Below are 17,597 nucleotides of genomic sequence, written 5' to 3'. Positions count from 1 at the left end.
GCGCTTGGCAATGTTGGGTGTGGTCCCTATGTTAGGGCCACGGAATACCACCTCTGATGGGCGTCCGTTTGGGGCGCTGACGGGAAAATTGATGAATCCGAATTATCGCAATCTGGCGCTCTGGGCGATCATCGCCGTCCTCCTGATCGCCCTGTTCAACCTGTTCCAGGCGCCCCAGCAGCGCGGCGCCACCAGCGAGATCGCCTATTCGGAATTCCTCACCGCTCTCGACGCTGGCCGCGTCAAGTCGGTGACGATCGCCGGCGACCGCATCAGCGGCACCTACGGCGACACGTCGAGCGGCTTTTCGACCTATTCGCCCGGCGACGCCAATCTGGTGACCCGGCTCGAGGAGAAGAACGTCACCATCAACGCGCGTCCCGAGACGGACGGCTCGACCTCGATCTTTTCCATGCTGCTCGGCTGGCTGCCGATGATCCTGATCCTCGGCGTGTGGATCTTCTTCATGCGCCAGATGCAGTCGGGCTCCGGCCGCGCCATGGGATTCGGCAAGTCGAAGGCGAAGCTTTTGACCGAGGCGCATGGCCGCGTCACTTTCCAGGACGTGGCGGGCGTCGACGAGGCCAAGGAGGACCTTGAGGAGATCGTAGAATTCCTGCGCGATCCGCAGAAGTTCCAGCGGCTCGGCGGCAAGATCCCGCGCGGCGTACTGCTGGTCGGTCCTCCCGGCACCGGCAAGACGCTGCTGGCGCGCGCCATCGCCGGCGAGGCGAACGTGCCGTTCTTCACCATCTCGGGCTCGGATTTCGTCGAGATGTTCGTCGGCGTCGGCGCCTCGCGCGTCCGCGACATGTTCGACCAGGCCAAGAAGAACGCGCCCTGCATCATCTTCATCGACGAGATCGACGCGGTGGGCCGCCACCGCGGCGCGGGCCTGGGCGGCGGCAACGACGAGCGCGAGCAGACGCTCAACCAGTTGCTCGTCGAGATGGACGGCTTCGAGGCGAATGAGGGCGTCATCCTGATCGCCGCGACCAACCGTCCCGACGTGCTCGACCCCGCACTGCTGCGTCCGGGCCGCTTCGACCGCCAGGTCGTCGTGCCCAACCCCGACATCACCGGCCGCGAGAAGATTCTCAAGGTGCATGTGCGCAACGTGCCGCTGGCGCCGAATGTCGACCTCAAGGTGCTGGCGCGCGGCACTCCCGGCTTCTCGGGCGCCGACCTGATGAACCTCGTCAACGAGGCGGCGCTGATGGCCGCGCGGCGCAACAAGCGCCTCGTCACCATGGCCGAGTTCGAGGATGCCAAGGACAAGATCATGATGGGCGCCGAGCGCCGCTCGACCGCCATGACGCAGGCCGAGAAGGAACTCACCGCCTATCACGAGGCCGGCCACGCCATCGTCGCGCTTAACGTGGCCGTCGCCGACCCCCTGCACAAGGCGACGATCATACCGCGCGGCCGTGCGCTCGGCATGGTCATGCAGCTTCCCGAAGGCGACCGCTATTCGATGAGCTACAAATGGATGGTCTCCAGGCTTGCCATCATGATGGGTGGCCGCGTCGCCGAGGAAACCAAGTTCGGCAAGGAGAACATCACCTCCGGCGCCTCGTCCGACATCGATCAGGCGACGAAGCTCGCACGCGCGATGGTGACGCGCTGGGGTTTCTCCGACAAGCTCGGCAACGTTGCCTATGGCGAGAACCAGGAAGAGGTGTTCCTCGGCCACTCGGTGGCGCGCACGCAGAACGTCTCGGAAGAGACCGCGCAGATCATCGACGCCGAAGTGCGCCGGCTGATCGACGAGGCCTATTCGGCCGCGCGCGCGATCATCACCAAGAAGAAGAAGGAATGGATCGCGCTCGCCGAGGGGCTGCTCGAATACGAGACGCTCTCCGGCGAGGAGATCAAGCAGCTGATCGCCGGCCAGAAGCCGTCGCGCGATCTCGGCGACGATACGCCGCCGTCGCGCGGCTCGGCCGTTCCGAAGGCCGGCGCGTCGGGCAAGCGCAAGAAGGGCCCGGAACCCGAAGGTGGCATGGAACCGCAGCCGCAGGGCTGATCGGCCCTCTCATCGACCTGATAAACAAAAACCCCCGGCGCCGTACGCCAGGGGGTTTTTGTTTATTCGACCCCGGCTTTCGCCGGCGTTTCTGATCGACTTGGAAGGCTCAGCCTTCCTTCGGCGTCAGCACCTGGCGGCCGCGGTACATGCCGGTCTTCAGGTCGATGTGATGCGGCCGGCGCATTTCGCCGGAGTTCTTGTCCTCGACATAGGTCGGGGCCTTCAGCGCGTCTGCCGAGCGGCGCATGCCGCGCTTGGACGGCGAGGTTTTTCTTTTTGGCACAGCCATGGAAGTGCTCCAGTAATCCGTAAAAAGCCCCGGCAGCCCTCGCGAAAGGGCCACGCTGCGGGCCGATAGCTTCAGAAAGTGGCGTGTCCATACACGGGCAACGCCGTTTTGACCAGTGCCGGGACGATTTTTTTGCGGATGCGGTCGCCGGTGCGGCTATTCGATACAGTCGACATAGCCGCCGGCCCGCGCGGCGCGCGCCTCGATGAGGCTGGCGAGCCGGCGCAGCCCCGGACCCGGCTTCGCCGGATTGCGGCCGATCGGGTTGGGCAGCGTCACCGCAAGCAGCGCGGCCTGCCGTCTCGTCAGGTTCTTCGCCGAACGGCCGAAATGATGTTGGGCGGCCGCTTCGATGCCATAGATGTTCGGGCCCCATTCGGCGATGTTGAGGTAGATCTCCATGATCCGTTTCTTCGGCATGACCAGATCGGCATACACCGCAAGCGGCATCTCGACGAGTTTACGCAGCGTGCCGAAGGGGCGGTGCCAGAGATAAAGGTTCTTCACGGTCTGCATGGTGATGGTCGACGCGCCTCGCGTCTGCTCGCCCGCGATTGCGTCGTCAATCACCACCTTGAGCTCGGCGAGGTCGATGCCGCGATGCGAGCAGAACTGGCCGTCCTCCGACATGATCACCGAGTGAACGAGCACCGGTGCGATGTCGCCGATCGGAGCCCAGCGACGGTCGTAGCCCTGGAACGTGACGATGTCCTTCATCATCAGGGTCGAGATGGGATGCACGAAGGGCGGCAGGTAGAGAATGGTGAGCACAACCGGGAGGAATACGAGAACGGCGGCGACCTTGATCGTTCGCCGCAGCCATGGCCGCGACCAGGCGCGCGCTGGAATGCGCGATCGACCCGTCCGTTTCGACGCCATGCCCGGCCCTTCGACTTGTGAATCCGCCTCGCTCACGCACCCATCCTGCTTGTCATGTTGGCATAATGTTGCGCAGGCCGATACGCAACACGGGCGCGCGCGATCGGCGCGAGGCCGGAATCGGATTCCGGCAAGCCCGGTGCGCGGAACCAGACCTTGCGGCGACCTTTGTGCGTCAAATAGGACGCAACGGCACTGCAGCAGTCGCCGTCCTCGCTTGACCCGGAATGGCTTTGCCGTAAACGGTCGATTGATGAACCCGGCTGACACATTCGAGACCGTCCTCGATATCCGCGCCCGCGCAGTGGAGGATTTGCTGCGCCAGCTGATCGGCGAGCGCATCGAGCCCGGCGAGATAGCGCGCCCCGCAAGGCTGCTCGCGGCGATGCGGCACGGCGTGCTCAACGGCGGCAAGCGGCTGCGCCCCTTCCTCCTGCTGGAAAGTGCGGCACTGTTCGGCGCCGACGAGAGCGCCGCACTGCGCGCAGCCGCGGCGCTCGAATGCGTGCATTGCTATTCGCTTATCCATGACGATTTGCCGGCGATGGACGACGACGATCTCAGGCGCGGCCAGCCAACCGTGCACAGGGCCTACGACGAAGCGACCGCCATCCTTGCCGGCGACGGTCTGTTGACGATCGCCTTCGATATCATCGCCGACGAAGCGACGGCGCTTGGGCCCGACCGGCGCGCGACACTTGTACTGGCGCTGGCGCGAGCTTCCGGCATCGGCGGCATGGCTGGCGGCCAGGCGCTCGACCTTGAGGCGCAACGCACGCCGCCGGACGAGACCGGCATCATCACGCTGCAGGCGATGAAGACCGGCGCGCTCATCCGCTTCGCCTGCGAGGCGGGCGCCATCGTCGCCGGCGCGCCGATGGCCGATCGCGAGCGGCTGGCGGAATTCGGCTCGGCAATCGGCCTCGCTTTCCAGCTTGCCGACGACCTTCTCGACCTGACCTCCGACACGACGACGATGGGCAAGGCGACCGGGAAGGACGAGGCGGCGGGAAAGGCGACGCTGGTCAGGCTGCATGGCGTCGATTGGGCGCGCAAGCAGCTCGGCGGTCTCGTCGCGCAGGCGCATGATCTGCTGCAGCCATACGGCGCTGGCGCCGCGGCGCTGAAATCGGCGGCCAGCTTCGTCGCGGCGCGGCGGCGGTAGACTAATTCCCCGGTCATTCGGGAAATTTTAATTCAAATACAAAATAATACCGGCAATCCTTCCTGCGCAAATGTTTGGGGTAATGCGCTTGTCCGGTCAGCTTCCTTTCATCCGTTCTATACGGGTCCGATACCTGTCGGGCCTGATTATCCTGGCAGTGACATGCGGCGCGATCATCTTTGCGATGGGCCGCTCCAATTCGTTCCGCCATGAGGTCGACGGCGTCGCCTCGGGATTCGCGGACCTCACTCGCGATTTGCGTCAGGCCGAGGCCTTCGCCGCGCAGGCGACCAGCAACTGGCGCGCGGATACCCGCAAGGACCTCGCGGGCGCGGCGCTTGGCCATGTCGAACGGCTGAACCTGGCGATCAAGCAACTGGACGATCGCGTCGCGTCGATCAGGCCGAGCCTGTCGCCGGCGGCCGAGCGCCGGCTGCTGTCGGCGTCGGTCAATGGCGACCTGTTCTGGTCGGCGCGCGACATCTTGCGCAATCTCGGCGTGTTCGCCAGTGCCGAGGCACTCGACCCATCCACATATCGCGAGATCCGCAACCAGGTTGATTTGTTCGCCCAGCCCATGCTGACGCGGGCCCACGATGCCTTCGAGGCAGAACGCCGCGCCGCCGACGAGGCAACCGGCAGAATGCTTGCGTTGGCGAGCGCGGTGCTTCTGGCCGTGCTGGTCGGCGTCGCACTCTGGGTATTCCGGCCAATGGAGAAAGCGATAAGGCAGGCATTCTCGCAAGCCACGCAGGCGCTGTTCAAGGCCGAGGCGGCGGATCGCGCCAAGTCCGAATTCCTCGCCAATATGAGCCACGAGATCCGCACTCCCATGAATGGGGTGCTCGGCATGGCCGAGCTGCTGGCGAGGACCGAACTCACCCCGCGCCAGAAAACCTTCACCGACGTCATCACCAAGTCGGGAAACGCGCTGCTGACGATCATCAACGACATCCTAGACTTCTCGAAGATCAATGCCGGGCAGATGGCGCTCGATCCCGAGCCGTTCCGGCTCGCCGAGGCGGTGGAGGATGTCGCGGCGCTGGTGTCGGCACGGGTGGCCGAGAAGAACCTCGAACTCATCGTGCGCATCGATCCGCGCCTGCCGGCCTACGTCGTCGGCGATGTCGGACGCTTCCGCCAGATCGTCACCAACATGCTCGGCAACGCGGTCAAGTTCACCGAGAAGGGGCATGTGCTGATCGATGTCTCCGGCGAGACCATCGACAATTTCGTCCAGCTCAAGGTGCGGGTCGAGGATACGGGCATCGGCATCCCGGCGGACAAGCTGCCCAATGTGTTCGAAAAATTTGCCCAGGTCGACGGCTCCTCGACGCGCCGGCATGAGGGCACGGGGCTTGGCCTTGCCATCGCCGCGCGGCTCGTCGATCTCATGGGCGGCAGAATCGGCATCGAAAGCGAGGTCGGCCGCGGTTCGATTTTCTGGTTCAGTGCGCCCATGCCCGCGCACGAAGCGGCCGCGCCGGACGCTTCGGTTCCGGTCGACGTCACCGGCGCGCGCGTTCTGGTGATCGACGACAATCCGGTCAACCGCGAGATCCTGCTCGAGCAGCTGCGCGGCTGGGGGTTCGACTGCGCAGCCGCCGAGAGCGGCGCGATCGGCCTCGCTTTCCTGGACCGCGCAGCACTGCTCGGCGCCGGCGTCGACTGCGTCATCCTCGACTACCAGATGCCCGGCATGAGTGGCGCGGATGTCGCCAAGGCGATGTGCTCTGACATCCGGACGGCGCAGATTCCGGTCGTTCTCCTGACCTCGGTCGACCAGGTCGATTTCGCTCGCCTGGTGATCGACTACGGCATCGCCGCGCATCTGACCAAGCCGGCGCGCTCGGCAGCGCTTCTGGGCACCGTGATTGCCGCGATCCAGAAGGCGCGCAGCCAGGCCGGCCGCGCCGAGTTCGTCCGCCAGCCGGTCGACGCGCTGCCTGCTCCAACTGCCCTGCGCACCGCGGCACCGCCGGCGGAAGAGGCCGCTCCCGCGAAGGCCGGCGTCCCGCTCGACATCCTGGTGGCCGAGGACAATGAGGTGAACCAGTTGGTGTTCGCCCAGATTCTCTCCGGGCTGGGCTTGAGCTATCGTATCGCCGGAAACGGCCGCACGGCCGTCGAGATGCACCGCGCGCTCAAGCCGAAGCTGATCCTGATGGACGTTTCGATGCCCGAACTCAACGGCTACGAGGCGACCGAGGCGATCCGCGCCGCGGAGGCCGGCAGCGGCGTCCACACGCCGATCATCGGCGTCACCGCGCATGCGCTGAAAGGCGACAGCAAGAAGTGCATCGAGGCCGGCATGGACGACTATCTGCCCAAGCCCGTCTCGCCCGACAGGCTGAGCGCCAAGATCGGCGCATGGCTCAGCGAAACCGGGATGGCGAAGACGGCGTAGCCGGTCTCAGCCCAGATCCTCAACCCAGATCGGTGCGGGAGAAGTCGTCGCCCTTGTAGAGAAGCGGCACGCTGTGTTCCTTCGCGCAGGCGTAGGACAGGCAATCGGCAAGGTTGTGCTGGGCGGGATGCCCGCGTCCCTTGCCGTAGTCCGAGAAGGCTTTCACGGCCAGCCCTGCGGCCGCACTGCCGATCGGCACGATCTCGATCCGCGCCTCGGCCAGGAAGGCGGCGACCGCCGCTTCGACTTCGAGCGGCGCTATTGCCAGCTTCGTCGAAAGCCGCATGACCGCCTCGAGAACCACCAGAGCCGAGGTGATATTGCCCGGCGCCGTCTCGATCCGCCGCGCAAGCTCAGTTGAATCTGCTTACCCGGACAGGATCGCGACCACGACCGAGGTGTCTACGAACATCAGGAATGGCCCCACATGGCATCGATCTCCTCTTTGCTCATGTCGCGGCCGCCCGGCTTCGCCTTGGAACGTAGGTCCCTCGCGATGCCAGCCAGCCTTTCGGCCAGCGGAGTGTCTTCGCTTTCCCGGCGCAATTCTGCCTCCAGCGCATCGATCACCGCATCCGTCATGGTGACCTTGCGTTTCTCGGCCAGCCGTCTGCCGAGCTCATGAGCTCTCGGGTCCCTGATCTGCAGGTTCATGGTCGTATTTCTCCGGCGTCAATACAAGATAGCACCACTGTCATGACGCTGCCAAGCAGGAAGGGTCTACCTGTTCTTCAGCACCACGCAGAACCCGCCGGCCTGGCGCAGCTTGCCGCAGATGCCGTCTGCCTCCTTGCGTGATTCGGCGCCGATGCGCACGGCGTAGATGCGGCGCGGCCCGGATGCCGGGCGCACCCGGCTCACAGCAGGCTCATGCCCGGAAAGCAGCGCCGGGAAGCGCGCCTTGACGCGCTGCCATTGGCGGATGGCGACGGCGCGGCGCATGTTGCCCGCGACCTGCACGCCCCAGGGCTTGAGCTGCACGGTGGACATGGCGACGACCTCGCTCATGGTCACCGGCAGCTTGCGGCAGGCTTCGCCGAACTTCAGCGTGGGATGCAGCGGCTGCACCGTGCCGGCATAGTTGGCGTCGGTGAAAACGTCCGCCGGCTCGCCCATGATGTCGAGCACGTAGTTCTCGGTCTCGATCGGCAGGAAACCGCCGGAGGCCAGCCAGCGCGTCACCCGCGCCTCCCCCGCATTGTAGGCCGCGGCGGCGAGGCCGAGATTGCCGAAGCCGGTCTTCAGCTCGCCGAGATATTTCGCCGAAGCCGGCAACGCCTTGTCGATGTCGAAACTGTCGTCGAGGCCGCGCATCGCAGCCGTGCCCGGCATGAACTGCGCGATGCCCTCGGCTCCCGCCGGGCTGACGGCGGCGGGATCGAAACGGCTTTCCTTGAAAATCAGCCGGGCAAAGAAATCGCGCGGGATGGCGTTCCTGTCGGCTTCGCGCTCGACGATGGCGCAGATACGGCCGAGGGTGACCGGCAGCGAACGGCCCGGCGGATCGGCAAGCGCCGGGCCAGGCCTCGCAGACCAAACCAGCGCCGAGCACAGCAGCGCAAGAGCCGCCTGCCGAAGCCCGGACATGGCTACTCCGCAGCCGCCCTGCCGCGCCCGAAACGCTGCTCGATATAGTCGGCGACCATCTTCTGGAAATCCTCGGCGATTGCCGGACCGCGCAGCGTTGCGGCCTTCCTGCCGTCGATGAAGACGGGGGCGGTCGGCGTCTCGCCGGTGCCAGGCAGCGAGATGCCGATATCGGCATGCTTGGATTCGCCAGGTCCGTTGACGATGCAGCCCATCACGGCGACCTTAAGCACCTCGACGCCCGGATATTTTTCGCGCCAGACGGGCATGTTGCGGCGGATGTCTTCCTGGATGTTCTGCGCCAGTTCCTGGAACACGGTCGACGTGGTGCGGCCGCAACCGGGGCAGGCCGCGACGATCGGCACGAATTGGCGAAAGCCCATGGTCTGAAGCAGTTCCTGCGCCACCTGCACCTCGCGGGTGCGGTCGCCGCCGGGCTCGGGCGTCAGCGAGACGCGGATCGTGTCGCCGATGCCCTGCTGGAGCAGGATGCCCATGGCGGCCGACGAGGCGACGATGCCCTTCGACCCCATGCCTGCCTCGGTCAGGCCAAGATGCAGCGCGTGATCGGAACGCCGCGCGAGTTCGGTGTAGACGGCGACCAGGTCCTGTACGCCGCTGACCTTGGCCGAGAGGATGATGCGGTCGCGGGGCAGGCCGATCTGCTCGGCGGCTTCCGCCGACAGCAGCGCCGACTGCACGATCGCCTCGTGCATGACCTGCACAGCCGTCAGCGGCGAACCCCGCTTCCGGTTCTCGTCCATCAGCCGGGTCAGCAGCTGCTGGTCGAGCGAGCCCCAGTTGACGCCGATGCGCACCGGCTTGCCGTGGCGGATCGCCATCTCGACGATCTCCGCGAACTGCCGGTCCTTCTTCTCCTTGAAGCCGACATTGCCGGGATTGATGCGGTATTTCGCCAGCGCCTCGGCGCAGCCCGGATGGTCCGCAAGCAGCCGGTGACCGATATAGTGGAAGTCACCCACGAGCGGCACCGCGACGCCGAGCCGGTCGAGGCGATCCCTGATGCGGGGAACAGCCGCCGCGGCCTCGTCGCGGTCGACGGTGATGCGCACGATCTCGGAGCCGGCGCGATGCAGGGCCGCGACCTGAGCCACCGTCATGTCGATGTCGGCGGTATCCGTGTTGGTCATCGACTGCACGACGACGGGCCAGCCGCCGCCCACCATGACGCCGCCGACGTCGACGCCGACGGACCGCCTGCGCGGGAAGGGTGACGAAAAATACCCGGTCATTACCGGCCGCCTCTGGTCTCGAAAGCTTCGGGCATGAGGTGGAGGAGGAGGTCCCCGTTGTCAATGCCCGGGCATACTATCGGAATCCTATCGGCCAGGCATGCCGGTTGTGTGACCATGCCTGCCCGCAAAAAAATGGCCCGCCGAAGCGGGCCATTTCCGGGAGGTGCGTGTCGCCTACTGAGCCGGCGCCGGCTCCGCCGGAGCGGGAGCCGCTGCATCGGGCGCGGGGGCTGCCGGATCGGCGGGAGCAGCAGGCGCTGTCGCGTCAGGTGCCGGCGTCGCCGGATCGGCGGGGGCCGCCGGAGCCGTTGCGTCGGGCGCCGGAGCCGTTGCGTCAGGCGCGGGCGCTGCCGGTTCGGTTGTGGTTGTCGCCGGTTCGACCGGGGCGTTGTCGGAACCCGGCGCGAAGACGAAATAGGCGATGACCGCAAGCACCAGCACGATCGCCGCGATCAGCACGCTGCTGCCGCCGCTGCGCGTTTCGATGCGATTGACGACTCGCGGATCGGACGAGTTCGCGGGGTTGCGGGCGCCGGGGGTGAAGGGATCGGCCCCGGCCGGGGGCGCGGGATTAAGCGGATCCGTCCTTGGATCCGGTACGCGAGCAGGATTGGCCATGGTGGTTTCTCCGTGTTGGGTCGGATCGATAACGCGCCAAGCGCCAATAGGTTTCACATGAACGTGAAATGGTCCCCGGCCTCAACGATAGCGTTGCATGCCGAGTTCGCTGGCATCGATGTCGGGTGGCCGGCCGGACATGATGTCGGCCAGCACCTTTCCGGAGCCGCATGCCATGGTCCAGCCCAGGGTTCCGTGACCGGTATTGACGAAGAGGTTTTTGTACCGGGTCGGCCCGATGATGGGCGGGCCGTCGGGCGTCATCGGCCTCAGTCCGCACCAGAACGTCGCCTCCTTGACCGGACCGGCATCGGGAAACAGGTCGCCGACCGAATGTTCCAGCGTGGCGCGGCGCGATTCGTGCAAGGTCAGGTCATAGCCCGAAACCTCGGCCGTCCCGCCAACCCGGATGCGGTCGCCGAGCCGCGTGATCGCAACCTTGTAGCTCTCGTCCATCACCGTCGAGACCGGGGCGGCATCTGCATTAGCGACGGGAAAGGTGAGCGAATAGCCTTTGATCGGATAGACCGGGATGGGGACGTGGCGCTTGCGCATCCAGCGCGCCGAATAGCTGCCGAGTGCCATCACATAGGCATCGGCCTTGATGATCTTTCCGCCAACTTCGATCCCCGCCACTTCGGTGTCGGGGTCGTTGCGCCACAGCTTTCCGGTCTCCACTCCGAAGCGGAATGTGACGCCGCGCTCCTTGCAGATTGCGGCCAGCCGCTCGGTGAACAGCTTGCAGTCGCCCGTCTCGTCGCCGGGAAGCCTCAGCCCGCCCTTGACCTTTTCGCGCACGCGCGCCAGCGCCGGCTCGGCTTCGATGCAGCCGGCGGCATCGAGAAGCTCGAACGGCACGCCGAATTGTTTCAGCACCTCCACGTCGCCGCCGGTGCCGTCGACCTGGGCTTGCGTGCGGAACAGTTGCAGCGTTCCGCGGCTGCGCTCGTCATAGGCGATGCCGGTCTGCTCGCGCAGGATACGCAGGCAGTCACGGCTGTATTCCGCGAGCGGCACCATGCGCGCCTTGTTGATGGCGTAGCGGCTCGACGTGCAGTTGCGCAGCATGCGCGCCAGCCAAACCCACATGGCCATTTCCATGCGCGGCCGCACCGCCAGCGGACCGTGGCGCATCAGCAGCCACTTGATCGCCTTGACGGGTATTCCCGGTCCGGCCCAGGGGGAGGCGTAGCCGGGCGAGATCTCGCCCGCGTTCGCGAAGCTTGTCTCCATGGCCGGGCCGACCTGGCGGTCGAGCACGGTGACCTCGTGGCCGGCCTCGTTGAGGTAGTAGGCCGTGGTAACGCCGATCACCCCCGCCCCAAGCACCAGCACCTTCATTTCAATTTTCCCCTGCGCCGCGGCCCGAAGCGGTCAACTGCCTTCGTAGCGGCGATGGAAGCGGCGGCCAAGACCCGTCAGTATCTCATAGCCGATGGTGCCGGACAGCATGGCCAGGTCGTCGACCGTCTGGCGGCTTCCGATCAGCTCGACGAGATCGCCTGGCTGCAATTCGTCGGGGGCCAGCGCGGAAACGTCGAGAACGATGCTGTCCATCGAAACGCGGCCGGCGAAGGGAAGCTTTTTGCCGCCGTACCAGGCCGCGGCGGACGCGCGGCGTGGCCAGCCGTCGGCATAGCCGAGCGCGATGGTTGCCGCCCGAAGCGGCATTTCGGTCCGGAAAGAATATCCGTAGCCGACGCCTATGCCGGCAGCGAGGTCCCGGGTTTGGATGACCTTCGCCTCCAGACGCACCACCTGAAGCATCGGATTGCGCTCCCCCGGCGTCGGGTTCACGCCATAGAGCGCGGCGCCGGGGCGGGCTAGATCATGATGGAATGCGCCGCCGAGGAAGATGCCAGAGGAATTGACGAGCGACGCCGGCGCCGGCGGAAGCTTGCGCCGCAGCGCGTCGAAGGCCTCTCGCTGCATTTCGTTCGCCGGATTGGCCGGCTCGTCGGCGCAGGCCAGATGGCTCATCACAAGCTTGAGGTCGAGGCCCTCGAAAGCGGTGCGATCGATGTTTTCGATTTCCACAGGCGCCATGCCAAGCCGCGACATGCCGCTGTCGACCTGCACGGCGACCGACAGTCTCTGCGCTCGCCTCTGCGCGGCGGCCCGCCAGGCGGCAAGCTGCGCCGTACTGTTTGCGACGGCCGTCAGCCCGGCTGTCGCGCAATCGTCCTCGGCGCCGGGATGGACACCGTTGAGCACATAGATTTCAGGCCCGCCGCCGAGCGTCTGGCGAAGCGAAATTCCCTCGGCCGCATGAGCGACGAAGAAGACCTTGCAGCCTTCCGTGCGAAGGGCGGAAGCGACCTCCGCCGCGCCGAGCCCATAGCCGTCCGCCTTGACGACGGCGGAGCAGGTCGCGCAGTCGAGCCTGTCCCTCAGCGCCCGGTAATTTCCGCGGATGGCGCCAAGATCGATGGTGAGGACGGCGCCGGCCTGTTCGAGGGTTGGGCCTTGCGGTAGGTCTCGCATGCGTATCATTCAACTTGCGAGGATGGGCAAGCTTTTCTCCAAGCTTTCGATCCGGCTGATGATCGTTCCGATATCGGATCTTCCTGACGTGTACTCGCCGTCGACATCGTAATAGTCGTCGAAGAGCTTCTGCAACCCCGATAGCACTGCGCCACAATATTCGCGGGGCGTTCCTGCGACCGGAACGCCCTGGATCAGCGCCGCGGCGGCCGCGACCGCTCGCACGCATACTTTCCAGTCATAGTCGCTTTTCGCTGCCGCGATGCGCCGATCATCGACAATGACCATGATTGCCGAATGCACCTCGGGAGCCGTTTTCATCGGCATTGTCTCGTTATCGACCGACCGCATGGTGTGACGCTCAATCCGCCAGGTGCCGGAAAGTCGCGACGACCTCGTCATAGACCTTCTTCTTGAACGGCACGACAAGGCCGGACAGGTCGTCCATCCTGCGCCAGTCCCAGCGGTCGAATTCAGCCTCGTGGCCGCCGGGCGGCGGGTTGACGCGGATCTCGCGGGAATCGCCGAAGAAGCGGAACACAAACCATTTCTGGGTCTGACCGCGGTATTTGCCTTTCCAGACGGTGCCGACGAGATGCGCCGGCAAATCGTAGTTGATCCAGCCGGGCGCCTCGGCGACGAGGTCGAGGCTTTCCATGCCGGTTTCCTCGTAGAGCTCGCGCTTCGCCGCCGGCAGCGGGTCCTCTCCCTTGTCGATACCGCCCTGCGGCATCTGCCAGAGCTGCCGGGAGCCGGCCATCTCGCCATCGGGTTCCGAAATGCGATGCCCCACCCAGACGAGGCCTTCACGGTTGAGCACCATCATGCCGACGCAGGGCCGGTAGGGCAGCGTTTCGGGATCGACTGGCTTCTTCTTCGCCACGTTCAGCCTTTCTCCGGATCGATTGCGACGGCTGAAACCGGGACGATCTCGACGCCGCGCTTCTTGGCCTCCGCGATCCAGGATGTAACGGCGTCGACCGTTGCGTCGAAGGCCGAGCCCGTGCCGAGCGCGAAACCCTTCGCGCGGGCCGTCGCCTCGAGCTGGTCGAGCTTCTTCAATATGGCGCCGCGATCGCGCTCCGCGTCGATGATCGTGTCCCCGGAAGCGAAGGGCACGCGATCCTTCAACGCTAGGTCGGACGCCGCGCTCCGCGCCGTCGAACCGTCGTCGAGATAAAGCAGGCCGCGCCTGCCGAGTTCGGCCATGACGGGCGCCATCGCATTGGCGTCGGCCACGAAGCGTGCGCCCATGTAGTTCATGACGCCGGTATAATTGGTCGTCCGCGACAGGGTCCAGCGCAGCCTGTCGAGGTTCTCCTCAGGCGACGCGGCAACCGTTAGCGTGTTGCGGCCGGGATCGACCTTGGGATAGTCGAACGGCTCCAGCGGCGCCTGCATCAGGATCTCGTGGCCCTTGCGGCGCGCCGCCTGCATCCAGCGGTCGATGGAATTGCCCTGGGAAGCGAAGGCTAGCGTCACCTCCGCGGGCAGTTTCTCGATCGCCTCCTGCGTGCCGGTCTGCGACACGGCAAGTCCCCCGATGACGATTGCAACGCGCGCGCCGCGCGCCCCCGACCAGGGCCTCGCATAGACGTCCATCGGGCGGCGGCCGTCGGCGGCGCGGATCGGCAGCGGGCCGCTTTCGCTTTCCTCGATGAGCGCCCTGTCGGGCAGATGCGCGATGCTGAGGTTCTGGCCGACCGCGGACGGGTCGCGGATGATGATGACGCCATTGCCCTTGGCCGCATTGTCGGGGTTGACGCGGATGATCGATGGCCCATCCTTTTTCTCCGCCGCCTGGGGCATGGATGTCGCCGGGGCCGCCTCGGGCGCCGGCGCTGCGGCCGGCTTTGCTTCCGCCACCTCCGGCGTTGCGGTCACCGACAAGGCAGGGTTGCGGAAAGGCCTGTCACGCAGCGCAATCGTGCCAGAAACGGCAACGATGCAAACGACGCCGATGCCGAGGGCAAGCGAGCGGGCGGGCGGCAAGAAACCGCGAGAGGCCTCGTGCGTCCTGACGGACTGGCCGAGCGGGCGTTCGATGTCCTTGGCGATATGCGTCAAGCGGCCGACCTGCCGTTGGAGAACTGTCCCTAGGAAGAATCAAACTGCCGGAACCTTGCGATCCCGGCAGCGACGCATTCACACGAAATACAGACGGTTCGAAACGGACCGCCCTTACTGGTTCATCACGGCCTTTTCCGGATTGGGCGGGAAAGCCGGATCGGTCTTCACGCCGCGCAAGAGGTCGAGCGCGTAGGTAAGCTGGACGTCGTCCTTCGGGTCCGGCGGCACATAGGCCGCGGAGCCCGAGCCTTCCTCGCTCTCCTCGACGCCCTTGATGTGGCCCTTGAGGTCGGATTCGCCGCGGGTCACGTCACGGCCCGCGAGATCCTCCGGCAACGGCTGCTCGACCTTGATGTCGGGCGTGATGCCCTTGCCCTGGATCGACTTGCCGGCCGGCGTGTAATAGAGCGCCGTCGTAAGCCTGAGCGCGCCGTTCTCCGACAGCGGGATGATCGTCTGCACCGAACCCTTGCCGAACGAGGTCGTGCCGACGACCGTGGCGCGGCGGTGATCCTGCAGGGCTCCCGCGACGATCTCGGATGCGCTGGCCGACCCGCCGTTGACGAGCACGATCAGCGGCTTGCCGTCGATGTCGTCGCCGGGACGCGAGTCGAAGCGCGAGATGTCCTTCGGATCGCGCCCGCGAGTCGAGACGATCTCGCCGCGGTCGAGGAACGTGTCCGACACGCTGACCGCCTGGTCGAGCAGGCCGCCCGGGTTGAGGCGCAGGTCGAGCACGTAGCCCTTCAGCCTGTCGGCCGGCACCTGCTCCTTGATCCTGTTGATCGCCTCCTCGAGGTCGTCATAGGTCTTCTCGGTGAAGGAGGTGATCTTCATGTAGCCGACGTCGTTCTCGACGCGATACTTCACCGCCTTGACCTTGATGATGTCGCGCACGACGGTGATCTCGATCGGCTTGTCGGCGCCTTCGCGCAGGATGGTCAGCTTGATCGGCGTGTTGACGAGGCCGCGCATCTTCTCGACGGCGTCGTTGAGGGTGAGGCCGCGCACTTCCTCGCCGTCGATCTCGGCGATGTAGTCGCCGGCGCGCACACCCGCCTTGGCGGCCGGCGTATCGTCGATCGGCGTGATCACCTTGACCAGTTCGTTCTCCATCGTCACTTCAATGCCCAGGCCGCCGAACTCGCCCTTGGTCTGGACACGCATGTCCTTGGCGGCATCCGCGTTCATGTAGGACGAATGCGGATCGAGCGAGGTGAGCATGCCGTTGATGGCGTTCTCGACGAGCGAGCTCTCGTCGGGGGGCGTCACATACTGGGCCCTCACCCGCTCGAAGATGTCGCCGAAGATGGCGAGTTGCTTGTAGGTTTCCGAACCTGCCGCGTTGGCCGTCGAACTTGGCGCTCCGTAGACCAGGCTCATGGCCGAAGCGCCCAGCAGGGCGCCCGCGAACAGAAGCGACAATTTACGTACCATTTCCTGTCCTTCCAGAGTGACGGTCCGCCCACCACGGAGCCGGATCGACGGGTTTCCCATCTTTGCGGAACTCAACGTAGAGTTCCGGCAGGATATTTCCAAGGGTCTCGGCCGAAGCGCTCGCTACCCTGGCCTCACCCATCGCGCCGATCGGTTCGCCCGCCAGAACGGGCTGACCCGACATAACGCTGATTCTGCTCATCCCGGCTAGGACGACATGATAGCCGTCGCCCGCATTCAGGATCAAGAGTTGTCCATAAGAACGGAATGGCCCCGCATAAAGAACGCTCCCGTCAGACGGCGCTGTGACGATGGAGCCGGATTGTGTCGCAACCGTGTCGCCCTGCATCACGCCGCCGTTACCGTCCTTTTCGCCGAAACGTCGGCCGAACTTGCCGGCAACCGGTAGCACAAGCTGGCCTTTGAGAGACCGGAACGGCGCCGCGGCGGCGAGCCGATTCGCCTCCGGCACCGGCATCGCGGCGAGTTCTTCGTTGCGCTTCTGACGCTCGGCCTCGGCGAGGCGCGCCTTCTCCGCTTCGGCTGCCTGCGTCTCCAGCGCCGCGACCAGGTCCTTCAGGTTCTTCGCCTTGCCGGCGAGTTCTTCCGAGCGCTTCTGCTCCGCGCTCAGCGCGGTCTCGCGCTCGGCCTGCAGGCTCTGCTTCTCGGCGACGAGCAGTTCGAGCCGCTTCTTCTCCGCAAGCTGCTCGGAAAAGACCGCCGTCAGCCGCGTGCGCTCGTCCGCGATCGAGGCGGCGATCCGCGACAGCTCGGTCAGGCCGGCAATCAGCGCCTCCGTCTCCTTGCGCAGGCCGGGCACGACCGCGCCGAGCACGATGGCGCTGCGCACCGAGGCGAGCGCGTCTTCCGGCGTCACCAGGATCGCGGGCGGAGGATTCAGTCCCATGCGCTGCAGGGCGCCGAGCACCTCGGCCAGCACCTCGCGACGTCCTGCGAGCGCGTGCTTGATGCCGTCCTCCTGCGTCTTCAGCGCTTCGACGCGGTCGGTGATGTCCTCGATATCCTGGCTGAGCTTGCGTTCGGTCTTGGCCGATTGGATCAAGGCCGCGGTGATCGAGGCCGCGTCCTTCTTGACTTCGGCGATCTCGGCGGCCAGCGACGCCTTGCGCTCCTCCGTCAGGCTGATCTCGCGCGACACGCGTTCATATTCGGCGAGGGACTGGCCGACCTTCTCCTCGGGGCCAGGCTGAAGCGAAGCTGCCTCTTGCGCAGCCGCGTTGCATGACAAGGCGGCGAGCAAGAAGGTCGCGGCGATGCCGCGCCGCCATCTCGCTCCAAATCCGCTCGCTGCCGCAGCCATCCGTCCCATCGTTTCGCGCGCCGAAGCCGCGACTCTATCGACGGCTTCTTAACGA

Annotated in this window: 17 protein-coding genes; 3 read left to right on the top strand and 14 right to left on the bottom strand. The window is 65.8% G+C overall.

All coding sequences use genetic code 11. The features are described 5' to 3' along the window. Window positions 1-91: 91 nt before the first annotated feature. Window positions 92-2,026, top strand: a complete 1,935-nt coding sequence (gene ftsH, locus ABLE71_RS08270; protein ID WP_348782859.1) for an ATP-dependent zinc metalloprotease FtsH — start codon at window positions 92-94, stop codon at window positions 2,024-2,026. A gap of 109 nt (window positions 2,027-2,135) precedes the next feature. On the opposite strand, the gene rpmF is transcribed toward ftsH, so the two are convergent. Together rpmF and ABLE71_RS08260 are read right to left on the bottom strand one after the other, a co-directional pair. After that, window positions 2,136-2,318 (bottom strand): 50S ribosomal protein L32, encoded by a 183-nt coding sequence (gene rpmF, locus ABLE71_RS08265; RefSeq protein WP_008873867.1) that lies wholly within the window; start codon window positions 2,316-2,318, stop codon window positions 2,136-2,138. Window positions 2,319-2,474: 156 nt separating this feature from the next. Then, window positions 2,475-3,197, bottom strand: a complete 723-nt coding sequence (locus ABLE71_RS08260) for a transglycosylase domain-containing protein (protein WP_348783697.1) — start codon at window positions 3,195-3,197, stop codon at window positions 2,475-2,477. A 253-nt stretch (window positions 3,198-3,450) separates the two neighbouring features. Here ABLE71_RS08260 and ABLE71_RS08255 point away from each other — a divergent pair, with 253 nt between their 5' ends. Beyond that, window positions 3,451-4,362, top strand: coding sequence for a polyprenyl synthetase family protein (locus ABLE71_RS08255; protein ID WP_348782858.1), 912 nt, complete (start codon window positions 3,451-3,453; stop codon window positions 4,360-4,362). Between the two features lie 70 nt (window positions 4,363-4,432). After that, window positions 4,433-6,769 carry a response regulator gene (locus ABLE71_RS08250; protein WP_348782857.1) on the top strand — a complete coding sequence of 779 codons (2,337 nt, stop codon included), beginning with the start codon at window positions 4,433-4,435 and terminating at the stop codon, window positions 6,767-6,769. Between the two features lie 19 nt (window positions 6,770-6,788). Here ABLE71_RS08250 and ABLE71_RS08245 read toward each other — a convergent pair whose 3' ends face one another. From ABLE71_RS08245 to ABLE71_RS08190, 12 genes are all read right to left on the bottom strand, one after another. Continuing rightward, window positions 6,789-7,109 carry a type II toxin-antitoxin system VapC family toxin gene (locus ABLE71_RS08245; protein WP_348783696.1) on the bottom strand — a complete coding sequence of 107 codons (321 nt, stop codon included), beginning with the start codon at window positions 7,107-7,109 and terminating at the stop codon, window positions 6,789-6,791. 71 nt (window positions 7,110-7,180) lie between these two features. Further along, window positions 7,181-7,423 carry a type II toxin-antitoxin system VapB family antitoxin gene (locus tag ABLE71_RS08240; RefSeq protein WP_348782856.1) on the bottom strand — a complete coding sequence of 81 codons (243 nt, stop codon included), beginning with the start codon at window positions 7,421-7,423 and terminating at the stop codon, window positions 7,181-7,183. A gap of 66 nt (window positions 7,424-7,489) precedes the next feature. Next, window positions 7,490-8,356 (bottom strand): lytic transglycosylase domain-containing protein, encoded by an 867-nt coding sequence (locus ABLE71_RS08235; protein ID WP_348782855.1) that lies wholly within the window; start codon window positions 8,354-8,356, stop codon window positions 7,490-7,492. 2 nt (window positions 8,357-8,358) lie between these two features. Continuing rightward, window positions 8,359-9,609: a flavodoxin-dependent (E)-4-hydroxy-3-methylbut-2-enyl-diphosphate synthase gene (gene ispG / locus ABLE71_RS08230; RefSeq protein WP_348782854.1), complete on the bottom strand. Its 1,251-nt coding sequence runs from the start codon at window positions 9,607-9,609 to the stop codon at window positions 8,359-8,361. Window positions 9,610-9,786: 177 nt separating this feature from the next. Beyond that, complete coding sequence (locus tag ABLE71_RS08225; protein WP_348782853.1) at window positions 9,787-10,230, bottom strand: hypothetical protein; 444 nt, start codon at window positions 10,228-10,230, stop codon at window positions 9,787-9,789. Between the two features lie 81 nt (window positions 10,231-10,311). Further along, a complete protein-coding gene (locus ABLE71_RS08220) occupies window positions 10,312-11,571 on the bottom strand; it encodes a D-amino acid dehydrogenase (RefSeq protein WP_348782852.1) in 1,260 nt (419 codons plus the stop codon). A gap of 33 nt (window positions 11,572-11,604) precedes the next feature. Beyond that, complete coding sequence (gene alr / locus ABLE71_RS08215) at window positions 11,605-12,723, bottom strand: alanine racemase (RefSeq protein WP_348782851.1); 1,119 nt, start codon at window positions 12,721-12,723, stop codon at window positions 11,605-11,607. Further along, a complete protein-coding gene (locus tag ABLE71_RS08210) occupies window positions 12,724-13,035 on the bottom strand; it encodes a hypothetical protein (RefSeq protein ID WP_348782850.1) in 312 nt (103 codons plus the stop codon). A 40-nt stretch (window positions 13,036-13,075) separates the two neighbouring features. Continuing rightward, window positions 13,076-13,597 carry an RNA pyrophosphohydrolase gene (locus ABLE71_RS08205; protein ID WP_348782849.1) on the bottom strand — a complete coding sequence of 174 codons (522 nt, stop codon included), beginning with the start codon at window positions 13,595-13,597 and terminating at the stop codon, window positions 13,076-13,078. A 2-nt stretch (window positions 13,598-13,599) separates the two neighbouring features. Further along, window positions 13,600-14,781, bottom strand: coding sequence for a divergent polysaccharide deacetylase family protein (locus ABLE71_RS08200; RefSeq protein ID WP_348782848.1), 1,182 nt, complete (start codon window positions 14,779-14,781; stop codon window positions 13,600-13,602). 114 nt (window positions 14,782-14,895) lie between these two features. After that, window positions 14,896-16,221, bottom strand: a complete 1,326-nt coding sequence (locus ABLE71_RS08195) for a S41 family peptidase (protein ID WP_348782847.1) — start codon at window positions 16,219-16,221, stop codon at window positions 14,896-14,898. Next, window positions 16,211-17,542, bottom strand: coding sequence for a murein hydrolase activator EnvC (locus ABLE71_RS08190; protein WP_348782846.1), 1,332 nt, complete (start codon window positions 17,540-17,542; stop codon window positions 16,211-16,213). Before ABLE71_RS08190 ends, ABLE71_RS08195 begins: the two co-directional genes overlap by 11 nt. Window positions 17,543-17,597 lie beyond the last annotated feature (55 nt).

The organism is Mesorhizobium sp. KR9-304 (assembly GCF_040049215.1).
Classification (GTDB): domain Bacteria; phylum Pseudomonadota; class Alphaproteobacteria; order Rhizobiales; family Rhizobiaceae; genus Mesorhizobium_K.
This window is presented reverse-complemented; position numbering and strand designations above follow the sequence as displayed.